The following is a 10,300-nucleotide window of genomic DNA, read 5'->3' on the forward strand; positions in this document are numbered from 1 at the left end:
TAAATAAACAGTATTTCTCATTCTATACTGCTACTGGTGCTTTTATCGGTGGATGAGGGTCATATCCAATAATGTCAAAATCATCTAAACTATAATCAAAAATAGACTTTTTATCACTTTTTATTCGCAGCTTTGGAAGTGTTCTTGGGCTTCGACTGATTTGTAATGATATTTGCTCAATATGGTTTGAGTAGATATGAACATCACCAAATGTATGAATAAACTCCCCTACCTCAAGTCCACATTCATGAGCTATTAAATGTGTAAGTAGAGCATAACTCGCTATATTAAATGGAACTCCTAAAAATAAATCAGCACTCCGCTGGTATAATTGACAAGAAAGCTTTCCATCCTCTACATAAAATTGAAACAATGTATGACAAGGTGGTAATGCCATATTTGGGATATCTTCTGGATTCCATGCGGAAACGATAAGGCGTCTTGAATGGGGGTTCGTTTTGATTGCTTCGATTACATCTGTAATTTGATCAATCGTTTCATTCGTTGAAGTTTTCCAGTGTCGCCACTGTTTACCATAAACAAAGCCTAGATCCCCATATTTTTTAGCGAAATCATCATCATGTAAAATTTTTTCTTTAAAAGAAGTCATCTGTTCCTCATAGATTTGCTTGAAATTAGTATCCACTTGACTCAAGTTGCCAAAGTTGTCCATATTTGGTCCGTCGTATTCGTCACTTTCTACCCATTTTTTAAATGCCCATTCATTCCATATATTATTATTATGTTCTAATAAATAGCGAATATTAGTGTCACCGCGTAAAAACCAAAGTAACTCACTTGCTACAAGACGAAATGGGACATGTTTTGTCGTAAGAAGTGGAAATCCTGCTTGTAGATTAAAGCGAATTTGTTTTCCAAACATAGAAAATGTACCAGTATTCGTTCGGTCTTCTTTTTTACTACCATTCGCTAAAATTTGCTCACATAAATGTAAATACGCTAATTCATTTTTCATCATTTATTCTCCTCATGCATTAATTAACCGTTTCTAATAATAAACTGTAAGTATTTATTGTATCATATAATCATTATTGTAACATAAACGTAAAGAATGAATAGAATAATCCTTTCATATTATTAAACAACGGAACATGCAACATGAGAAAGGAGAATTTTGTATGCGGGCAAAAACAATTGAGAAAGTTGTCACAAATTCAATTGTTTATGGGTATGCTGTCACACAACCATTTGCATTTTATGTAGATGCACAACCATTGCTACAAGATAAACTCTTAGCTGAAGCGGAAGGATTAGAGTATGGAGAAAATAGTGAACTAGTTCGTCATTTACAACATAAATTAAGTAAATTAGGTCACTATGAAGATGCGATTGATGGAATGTTTGGTTTATTAACAGAACACGCGGTAAAAGGTTTTCAATCCACTCATGATATAGAAGTAACTGGTAAAGCAGATAGACAAACGATGGAAAAATTGATTTTTACAGAAAAAAAAGAACATATCGATGAAATCAAGGATCTAATCGATTCTATTTACTATGGTGCGAATAATAATGATGTAAGGAAAGTACAAGAAGTTCTATTTTATTATGGCTATTATAAAGGGACAATTGACGGTATTTATGGTCCATTAACAGAAGATGCTATTAATCAAATTAAAAATGAACATTTAATTGAGGAAAAAGAGAGTGATTTAGATCCTCCGTTATCTTTGACTGAGCAAGACAATCTTGAAGTTGCTGCTACTGTTCCGGTTGCAACGAGGGAAACGGAAGATAAAACACAAGTGGAAGATGAAAATACCATACAGTTAAATGTTGAAGGAAATACGACAAAGATTATTCAAGAGGCAAAATCGTATATCGGTACTCCTTATGAATGGGGAGGAACTTCGCCAGGCGGATTTGATTGTAGTGGGTTTATTCAATATGTATATAACGAACAAGATATGGTCATTCCACGTACAGTAAATGAGATTTGGAATTTTTCAACGATGATTGATTCCCCTTCTGTTGGAGATTTAGTTTTTTTTGAAACATACCAGCCTGGACCTTCCCATCTAGGCATCTACTTGGGAAATGGTGATTTTATCCATGCGGGATCAAGTAGAGGAGTTGAAATAAGTAATTTAAGTAATTCGTATTGGGATGAAAGATATTTAGGGGCCAAAAGAATCAATTAATAAACGAATATTGCGATTCGTTAGGAAAGGAAGCGCTTGACTCACTCCTTAAAAAAAGATATATTGGAGTCAAGCAAAGAAGATGTATGGAATCATTAAGAAGTAACTTCATGTAAGAAGGTACATAGTGATCCCACCTTCTACGTGAAGTTGTTTTTTTATTCACTACTATTTTCTTTGTATTAACACGGTTTTTCGTGAAAGAAATTAGGAGGATTATCTACATGCAAAATGGAGTAGTAAAGTGGTTTAACGCAGAAAAAGGCTATGGCTTTATTCAGTTGGAAGAAGGAGACGATGTATTCGTTCATTATTCCGCTATCCAAGAAGAAGGATTTAAGTCATTAGAAGAAGGACAAGAGGTTACCTTTGAAATCGTCGAAGGTGAACGTGGCCCACAAGCAGCTAATGTCGTTAAAAATTAAACTTAATAATTAAAACGTAAGGAGACAAAAATGTTTGTCTCCTTTAATATTTCATTTACTATACTCTTCTCCCCAATGCTCTTTCTTCGGAAGGAATGCGAATGGTTAATAATAACAAGTGAAGAACCGGGAAAAGGAATGCCGTTACATATGCTCCAAACATAGCTGGTATAACGAAAAGTTCGATGAATACAATCACATAATTAGGATGTTTTATATATTTATATGGTCCTTTTTTAATTAAAATTACTTTAGGTAAAACGATTATTTTTGTGTTCCAGAACTTACCTAGAGATAGAATACACCATACTCTTCCGACCTGGGCAAGGAAAAACATGAGGAAAAAATAGAAATTAAATGTAAGTTCTGAACCAATATATAACGTAGTCACTTCAATGATTAAAAAAATGAAAAATAGGATATGAAGAAAAATAAAGAGTTTATAATGTTCACTTCCTATTTCAATCCCACCACGTTCTCTCATCCATTGTTCATTTTTATTTGCAATATACAGTTCAACTAATCTTTGCATCATAATAAAAGCAAGTATGATGTAAAAATATATCATTCCATCCACTCCAATAATAGTAATTCGGAACTAAAGCCGGGTCCTAATGCACATAGTATGCCCAGTTTTTTCTCGAAATCTTCATCTCTTTTATTTTGGAACCATTTTTTTAGCACGTATAATACAGTGGCAGATGACATATTGCCATGGTTTTTTAACACCGTGTAGGAATGATGTAATAAGTTTTGCTGGATACGTAGTGTTCTCTCCATCTCTTCAAGCACTTTCCTTCCACCAGGATGTGCAATGATTGCAGATAAATGATGTACGTCCATTTGTTCCTTTTTTAAAAAGTTTAACACATGATCTTTCCAAATGGATTCAACTAATTTTGGAATTCGTTTGGAAAAAATTACTTCTAAACCATTCGCTGTTACGTCCCACCCCATTACAGTAGTACTGTTCTTTTTTGTAAAAGAATGGGTGTTTTTTATCCTAAGTTTCTTCGTTAATTGCTCTTTAAAGGGAGATCTTTCTCCAATTAATATCGTTGCCCCGGCTCCATCTCCAAATATAGCTGTTCCAACTAAGTTACTTGTAGAAAAATCATTTTTTTGGAATGTTAAACTACATAATTCACAACATACGACCAATGCTACTTTCTCGGGGTGGAGGCGTATCCATTCAAATGCTCTTGATAGACCAATTGCTCCACCAGCACAACCAAGCCCCCATAAAGGCATCCTTACGATATCTTCTCGAAAAGGTCGTTCATTTAATAAATAAGCATCCAATGAAGGGGTCGTGATGCCCGTACTAGAGACAAACACAATCATATCAATGGCATCGTATGGGATAGGATCAGTTAATAACTCACTTTTTAAGCAAGAGTCAATCGCTTGTAAAGACAGCTGTTTTGCAGATGAAAAGTAAAGTTGGTTTGCTTCTGCGAAGGTATGCTCCTTCTTGAACCAACTTTTATCGACAACTAATTGCCGAGATGCAACTTTCGCATTATCAAAGACAGGAAGTAGTTTTCTAAGCTTCCGATTAGATAGAAAGATATGTTGGACAAGTTTCTTCACTTCTTCTTGTGTTACGTGATGTTCTGGAATTCCTAAACCGACAGAGCCGACAAATACCATTTTCTCACCTTTTTTTTCTTAGTTTATGGATTATGTAACGTTTTATCCACGATATAGTCACATTTATTTCACATACTTTTCTAACCAAAATGTTAGTAAAATAGTCTTAATTTGCGTTTGAAGAGGTTATTGAATAAATTGTGAAACGTCGTTCTAGAGCCTTTCTCCTACGTAAAAGTTGTGTATGATAAATATAGATCGTCAAACTGTTTCATACTTTTAAAATAATCACTATAACAGTTTGACGATCCATACTAAACAATGAATCAATCAATACGTAGTGAAGGGAGAGTTGGAAGATGCCACAACCTCAACGAACTGAGCAATCTGAAAATGAACACGAAGGAATGGATTTAAGAGGTACCTTAGTTTCAGTTACAATACTAGGAATTATTATTATTATTTCTTGGATAGGTGTTTGGTATTTATTTATATCACGGTAAAGTTGGTTGGAGAGGGGTAAAACAATGAATATGCATAAATATGAGAAAGTATGGATGCTATTTGGTTCAGGTACATTATTAGTTTTTCTCATCGTAGTAGGAGTTAGTGCTTTTTACATGGGAAATAAGCCACCTAGTTGTGCTGTAACATTGGATCCAGAGGAAGTTGACACACATACTCTTTTTAAAGAGCCTGGATTAACACAAATCGGAGATAATGAGTATCAATTAACAATTGTTGCTTCTGCATTTGATTATGATGTCGGTAATGATGAGAAAATCATTCAAATACCAAAAGGTGCAACTGTTCATGTTTCATCAACGACAAAAGACGTTATTCACGGATTTGAGATCGCTGGAACAAACGTCAACATGATGTTAGAGCCTGGCTATATTAGTACGTACACAAATACATTTAAAAACGCAGGAACCTATACACTCGTTTGTAATGAGTATTGTGGTGTAGGTCACCACTTAATGGCTGCGACAATTGAGGTGATTGAATAATGGCCACTTCTGTTAAAAGTTTATCAAACAAAGAATCAAAACTAATTATGGCGCATATGTATGTTGCTTTTACTGCATTATTTGTCGGTGCGACATGTGGACTATTACAAACATTAGAGCGTTCAGGTAAATTTACATTACCTGCTGGAATAGGGTATTATCAAATATTAACCGTTCACGGTGTGGTTTTAGGGCTTGTTTTAACAACATTTTTTATTTTAGGTTTTATGCTTGCAGCTCAAAGTAAAACGACTGGAGGCTTAAATAAAACGGAACGGACGGTAGCTTGGATTGGTTTTTGGTTAATGTTAGTTGGTACATTAGCAGCTGCAACAATGATTCTTTTAAATGAAGCTACGGTATTATTTACATTCTACGCACCATTACAAGCTCATGTTGTCTTTTATCTTGGTCTTGCACTTGTTATAGTTGGTACATGGTTTGAAGGATTTGTAATGTTTAAACGTCATGCACGTTTTAGAAAAGAAAACCCTGGTGAAAGAACACCATTGTTAAGTTATATGGCTGTTATTACTATGTTAATGTGGCAAATCGCATCGATTGGAGTTGCAGTAACAGTTCTCTTTCAAATGGTACCTTGGGCGTTAGGTTGGGTAGAAACGATCGATGTATTATTAAGTCGTACGTTATTCTGGTACTTTGGTCACCCACTTGTTTATTTCTGGCTCTTACCTGCTTATATGATGTGGTATGCAATCATGCCAAAAATTATTGGTGGAAAAATATTCTCAGATTCATTAGCACGTTTTACATTTATTTTATTATTATTATTTTCTATTCCAGTTGGATTTCACCACCAGTTAACAGAACCTGGAATAGATCCGTTTTGGAAGTTTATCCAAGTAATCTTAACGATGGTTGTTGTTATTCCTTCGATGATGACTGCATTCTCTATGTTTGCAACATTTGAAGCTAGAGGTCGTGAATTAGGAGCAAAAGGATTATTTGGTTGGCTGAAAAAAATGCCATGGAAAGATGCACGCTTTTTAGCTCCATTTATTGGAATGTTATTCTTTATTCCGGGTGGTGCCGGTGGAATTATTAATGCATCGAACCAAATGAACCAAGTTGTTCATAATACAATTTGGGTTACAGGTCACTTTCATTTAACGGTTGCATCTGCCGTCATGTTAACATTCTTTGGAATTACTTACTGGCTTGTACCATCAATAACTGGTAGAACATTTACAAAAACGATGAACAAGTTAGGTATTTTACAAACAATTCTTTGGACAGTTGGAATGTTAATCATGTCTACAGCGATGCATTGGCAAGGGTTATTAGGTGGACCACGTCGTTCTGCATATTCAGAGTATGTTGGAAACGCAGATACCGCGGCATGGGGAAGCTACCAAATTGCTCAAGCGGTAGGTGGATCTATTCTTTTCTTAGGTATGATTGTGATGATAATCATCTTTGTTAATCTAGCTTTCTTTGCTCCTAAAGGTAAAGAAGAGTTTCCAATTGCGGTTGTTAGTAATAAAGCTGCTCTGCCACCAAAAGTATTTGAAAACTGGAAACTTTGGATTGGTGTGACGTTAGCACTTATTTTATTTGCCTACACGATTCCGCTAATCGATATTATACAAAGTGCCCCTCCTGGAGCAAAAGGGTTTAAATTTTGGTAAAAAACAAGTAGAGGGGGTCTCCCCCCCTTCTTAAGTTATTGGGGGTATAAAAGATGAAAAAGTTTTATATTGGATTTATTAGTATTCTCGTCTTAGGTATTGCAGCTGGTATTTTTTATTTACAAGTAATTCGCCCAGGAACTGCAGAACTTCCGAAAGATGTCGTCATGGAAACGGCGTTTGAAGAAGAAATTGATTTTGCTGATTTACCAAAAAGAGCGAGATTAATTGAATTTATGTATACACAATGTCCCGATGTTTGTCCTGTTACGACATTAGAAATGTCAAAATTAAAGCATACACTCGAAGAAGAAGGCGTATTTGGCGATGAAGTTGAATTTATAACCATTACTATTGATCCTAAACGTGATACACCAGAAGTATTAAAAGAGTATGCCGGAAGGTTTGAAGTTACTTCGTCTGAAGATGGGTGGCTATTTTTAACAGGTACAGATGAAGCAACAAAAGAAATAGCGGATGCATTAGGATTTTTATACCGAGACCCAGGTTCTGGAGAAATTGTCCACTCAACTTATGCGTATTTTATGGATGAAGATAATAATTTACTTGAAAAATTTACAATGGGTGAAGGTTTTGACCGTGAAAGAGCATATGATCGAATTATGAGAACGATTAATTAAGTAAAATCGATCATTTCGTAAACAATTAAAAAATCGGTAAGGAAAGTCTAGTGCTGACATCCTTACCGATTTTTCATTTTACACTCCCACAGGATTTATAAATCTCTAAGATATTCTTATTCAACTAACGGGTGCTTTAGCTACAGAAGAAGCTGCCTAATAACAATCTAAAAAAAGCGACCCGTCCATATTAGGTAGGTCGCTTTCTCAGTAAACTATGCTATATTAATATCCTTTAGACTTCAACACAGCTTATTGTTAGCCACTCGATCGAGAGGCGTTGTTTATTATTCTCTTTCTCTACATCTACATATGAATCGATCTCTATCACGATCCCTATCGCGATCTCTATCATGATCATGACGACCTCTAACTTCACGACATTCACATCTGAAACGATCTCTGTCGCGATCTCTATCACGATCTCTATCACGATCTCTATCACGATCTCTATCACGATCTCTATCACGATCTCTATCACGATCTCTATCACGATCTCTATCACGATCTCTGTCACGATCCCAGTCCCAGTCCCTGTCTCTGCCGCCTCTAACTTCACGACATTCACAAATTAGCCTAACACGTCTTCGTCTACGATCTTCCCGATCACACATAAATTGAACCCTCCATAAAATTATTAAAGTCGGCCGACCTCAATAATAATATATGGAATGATTTTATTTTTGATTGGACAAACCGTCTGATTAAGAAGTCTTTTTTAATAGCCTTTAGATTTAAGCACGGCCTGTAACTTCTCACGTGTATTCGGACCATATACCCCGTCCACTTCATACGGTAAGTAAACCATCTGGAATCGTCTAATTGCATCTACTGTTTTAGATCCTAATATTCCATCAACAGCGCCACATTGGAAGTAAACAACATTAAGGACGCGTTGTAATTGTTTAACGCCATTCCCTCGGGATCCGTTCCGTAAAATACCACTCGGTAATGGGTACTTATAGGATGACTGTGGTTTCTTCGGTTGACTAGGTTTACGAGTAAATGTATTTTTAGCTTTACCTAAATTAATTGTCTGTCCAACTTTTAACTTTTAGGATCTACTTTTGGGTTAGCAGTGATTAAATCTTCTACGGAAATACCATCCAAGTTATGAGCAATTCCCCAGAACGTGTCACCCCTTTGAATTTTATAAGTTGCAGGTGTTTTTGCAGTTGGCATTGGCATAAACGGTAAGCAAATAGACAAAGAAAAAGACTACATATTCATTACTGAAGAAAATGAACTATGTAGTCAAGAAGTATTAACATTCAATTCTGTATGTAAGCATCTGGAAAAGAAGAATATTCCTATCAAGCGCATCACTCCACATGGGTTAAGACATACTCATGCAACTGTTTTAATTAACAATGGCATACCACCACAAACCGTTGCGGATCGATTAGGTAACTCTGTGGAAATGGTATATAAAGTATATGCTCATTCCTTCAAAGATTTAGAGGAAAAAGCTGTTAGTGTATTTAGTGAAAATATTCAAATTGGGGCTATTACTGGGGCTGATTAAGGTACAACAGCCCCCTAACCCTTGATGCTATTGGTTATATTTCTTCTTACCGAAATATTGATAATAATTCGTTTCAATAAAGCCATTAAATAATTTTCTTTTTTTCGTCGCTTGTTTTCCATATTCTTTTTCAAACTGTTTATAAGCTGTTAAAATATATACGCTCCATGATTCATGTTCTCTCATAACATTGCCTAATGTTTGATATAAACGGGCAACATAGTCTGCATCTTTTATTCGTTCCCCATAAGGCGGGTTGCCAATTAAATATCCATTCTTTTCTTTAATCGTTACATCACTTAATTGCATTTGTTTGAACGTAATCAGATCACTCAAACCTGCCTCTAACGCATTATTTTTACTTACTTCGATCATTTGATGATTAATATCTGAGCCGATAATCTGTAATGGTTGGTCATAATTTGCAAGTTGTTCCGCTTCATCCAATGCATCGTCCCAATATTTTTGTTTCAACATGCGCCAGTTTTCCGATACAAACGCCCGATTAAATCCTGGTGCAATATTTTGACCAATTAATGCTGCTTCAATCGGTATCGTTCCAGACCCACAAAAAGGATCGATCAAAAGATCATCTGCTTTCCAGTTCGTAAGCATTATAAGCGCAGCAGCTAATGTCTCTTTTAATGGAGCTTCCCCCTGCCCGATTCGGTAACCTCTTTTATGAAGCCCTACCCCTGTCGTATCGATCGTTAGTGTAGCTATATCTTTTAAGATCGCTACCTCCACTTTATACATTGCACCTGTTTCCGGCATTTGATTTGCGATGCCATGTTTTAATTTTAACCGATCGACAATCGCTTTTTTTACAATTGCTTGACAGTCGGAAACACTAAATAATGTTGACTTATGTGATTTGCCTGTCACCGGAAATTGCCCGTCTTCTGGTATGTAGTTTTCCCATGGGAGCTTTTTCGTTTTTTCAAACAATTCATCAAATGTCTCTACTTTATATTCCCCAATGACGAGTTTAATTCGATCGGCAACTCTTAACCATAGATTACACCGACTAATGGCCGATAATGGTGCTTGAAATATTATTTTTCCGTTCTCTACTTTTGGATCATATCCTAACTGGCGAACCTCATTTGCTACAATTGATTCAAGCCCCATCGCACTTGTCGCGATTAACGTAACTTCTTGTGTCATTATTTATTCCTTTCTATTCCCTTTTATTTATATGATGGTTTGTCAAATTAAGTGCAACAGTTCTTTCTGAAACACTTCGTGTGTAGTTTTCCAATTTAAACATTTTCTTGGCCTATTGTTGATTAGTG

General features: G+C 35.7%; 13 protein-coding genes and 1 pseudogene. 7 read left to right on the forward strand and 7 right to left on the reverse strand.

Annotation, left to right across the window (positions count from 1 at the left end):
* Positions 1 to 22 precede the first annotated feature (22 nt).
* The gene (locus DFR56_RS15840; protein WP_146214305.1) at positions 23 to 979 is read right to left on the reverse strand and encodes a thymidylate synthase; all 957 of its coding nucleotides are present in this window, start codon (positions 977 to 979) and stop codon (positions 23 to 25) included.
* 160 nt (positions 980 to 1,139) lie between these two features.
* Here DFR56_RS15840 and DFR56_RS23740 point away from each other — a divergent pair, with 160 nt between their 5' ends.
* Both DFR56_RS23740 and DFR56_RS15850 read left to right on the forward strand, forming a co-directional pair.
* Positions 1,140 to 2,162, forward strand: coding sequence for a C40 family peptidase (locus tag DFR56_RS23740; RefSeq protein ID WP_110396424.1), 1,023 nt, complete (start codon positions 1,140 to 1,142; stop codon positions 2,160 to 2,162).
* 224 nt (positions 2,163 to 2,386) lie between these two features.
* Positions 2,387 to 2,587, forward strand: a complete 201-nt coding sequence (locus DFR56_RS15850) for a cold-shock protein (RefSeq protein ID WP_110396425.1) — start codon at positions 2,387 to 2,389, stop codon at positions 2,585 to 2,587.
* A gap of 58 nt (positions 2,588 to 2,645) precedes the next feature.
* Here the strand turns inward: DFR56_RS15850 and DFR56_RS15855 are convergent, their stop codons facing one another.
* Positions 2,646 to 3,155, reverse strand: a complete 510-nt coding sequence (locus DFR56_RS15855; protein WP_110396426.1) for an isoprenylcysteine carboxyl methyltransferase family protein — start codon at positions 3,153 to 3,155, stop codon at positions 2,646 to 2,648.
* Positions 3,152 to 4,240, reverse strand: coding sequence for a type III polyketide synthase (locus DFR56_RS15860; protein ID WP_110396427.1), 1,089 nt, complete (start codon positions 4,238 to 4,240; stop codon positions 3,152 to 3,154). Before DFR56_RS15860 ends, DFR56_RS15855 begins: the two co-directional genes overlap by 4 nt.
* 299 nt (positions 4,241 to 4,539) lie before the next feature.
* On the opposite strand from DFR56_RS15860, the gene DFR56_RS15865 reads away from it, so the two are divergent.
* The 4 genes from DFR56_RS15865 to DFR56_RS15880 are packed head-to-tail and all read left to right on the forward strand — an operon-like array spanning position 4,540 to position 7,480.
* Complete coding sequence (locus tag DFR56_RS15865) at positions 4,540 to 4,683, forward strand: cytochrome c oxidase subunit 2A (protein WP_110396428.1); 144 nt, start codon at positions 4,540 to 4,542, stop codon at positions 4,681 to 4,683.
* Positions 4,684 to 4,707: 24 nt separating this feature from the next.
* Entirely contained in the window at positions 4,708 to 5,190 is a 483-nt protein-coding gene (locus DFR56_RS15870; RefSeq protein ID WP_110396429.1) for a cytochrome c oxidase subunit II, read from the forward strand.
* Positions 5,190 to 6,839 (forward strand): b(o/a)3-type cytochrome-c oxidase subunit 1, encoded by a 1,650-nt coding sequence (locus tag DFR56_RS15875; RefSeq protein ID WP_110396430.1) that lies wholly within the window; start codon positions 5,190 to 5,192, stop codon positions 6,837 to 6,839. The genes DFR56_RS15870 and DFR56_RS15875 overlap by 1 nt, the downstream gene beginning before the upstream one ends.
* Positions 6,840 to 6,892: 53 nt before the next feature.
* Entirely contained in the window at positions 6,893 to 7,480 is a 588-nt protein-coding gene (locus DFR56_RS15880; RefSeq protein ID WP_110396431.1) for an SCO family protein, read from the forward strand.
* A 235-nt stretch (positions 7,481 to 7,715) separates the two neighbouring features.
* Here the strand turns inward: DFR56_RS15880 and DFR56_RS15885 are convergent, their stop codons facing one another.
* The 3 genes from DFR56_RS15885 to DFR56_RS15895 form a co-directional block, all read right to left on the reverse strand.
* A complete protein-coding gene (locus DFR56_RS15885; protein WP_211320644.1) occupies positions 7,716 to 8,048 on the reverse strand; it encodes a hypothetical protein in 333 nt (110 codons plus the stop codon).
* Positions 8,049 to 8,198: 150 nt separating this feature from the next.
* Positions 8,199 to 8,513 (reverse strand): peptidoglycan-binding domain-containing protein, encoded by a 315-nt coding sequence (locus tag DFR56_RS24035; protein WP_110396432.1) that lies wholly within the window; start codon positions 8,511 to 8,513, stop codon positions 8,199 to 8,201.
* 14 nt (positions 8,514 to 8,527) lie between these two features.
* The gene (locus DFR56_RS15895; RefSeq protein ID WP_110396433.1) at positions 8,528 to 8,689 is read right to left on the reverse strand and encodes a LysM peptidoglycan-binding domain-containing protein; all 162 of its coding nucleotides are present in this window, start codon (positions 8,687 to 8,689) and stop codon (positions 8,528 to 8,530) included.
* A gap of 19 nt (positions 8,690 to 8,708) precedes the next feature.
* Here DFR56_RS15895 and DFR56_RS24040 point away from each other — a divergent pair.
* A pseudogene (locus DFR56_RS24040) lies at positions 8,709 to 8,873 on the forward strand (tyrosine-type recombinase/integrase); the annotation flags it as partial.
* 159 nt (positions 8,874 to 9,032) lie between these two features.
* Here DFR56_RS24040 and DFR56_RS15905 read toward each other — a convergent pair.
* Positions 9,033 to 10,172 carry a THUMP domain-containing class I SAM-dependent RNA methyltransferase gene (locus tag DFR56_RS15905; protein WP_110396435.1) on the reverse strand — a complete coding sequence of 380 codons (1,140 nt, stop codon included), beginning with the start codon at positions 10,170 to 10,172 and terminating at the stop codon, positions 9,033 to 9,035.
* Positions 10,173 to 10,300: the final 128 nt, after the last annotated feature.

Source organism: Pseudogracilibacillus auburnensis (assembly GCF_003201975.1).
In the GTDB taxonomy this organism is placed as follows: Bacteria; Bacillota; Bacilli; order Bacillales; family Amphibacillaceae; genus Pseudogracilibacillus; species Pseudogracilibacillus auburnensis.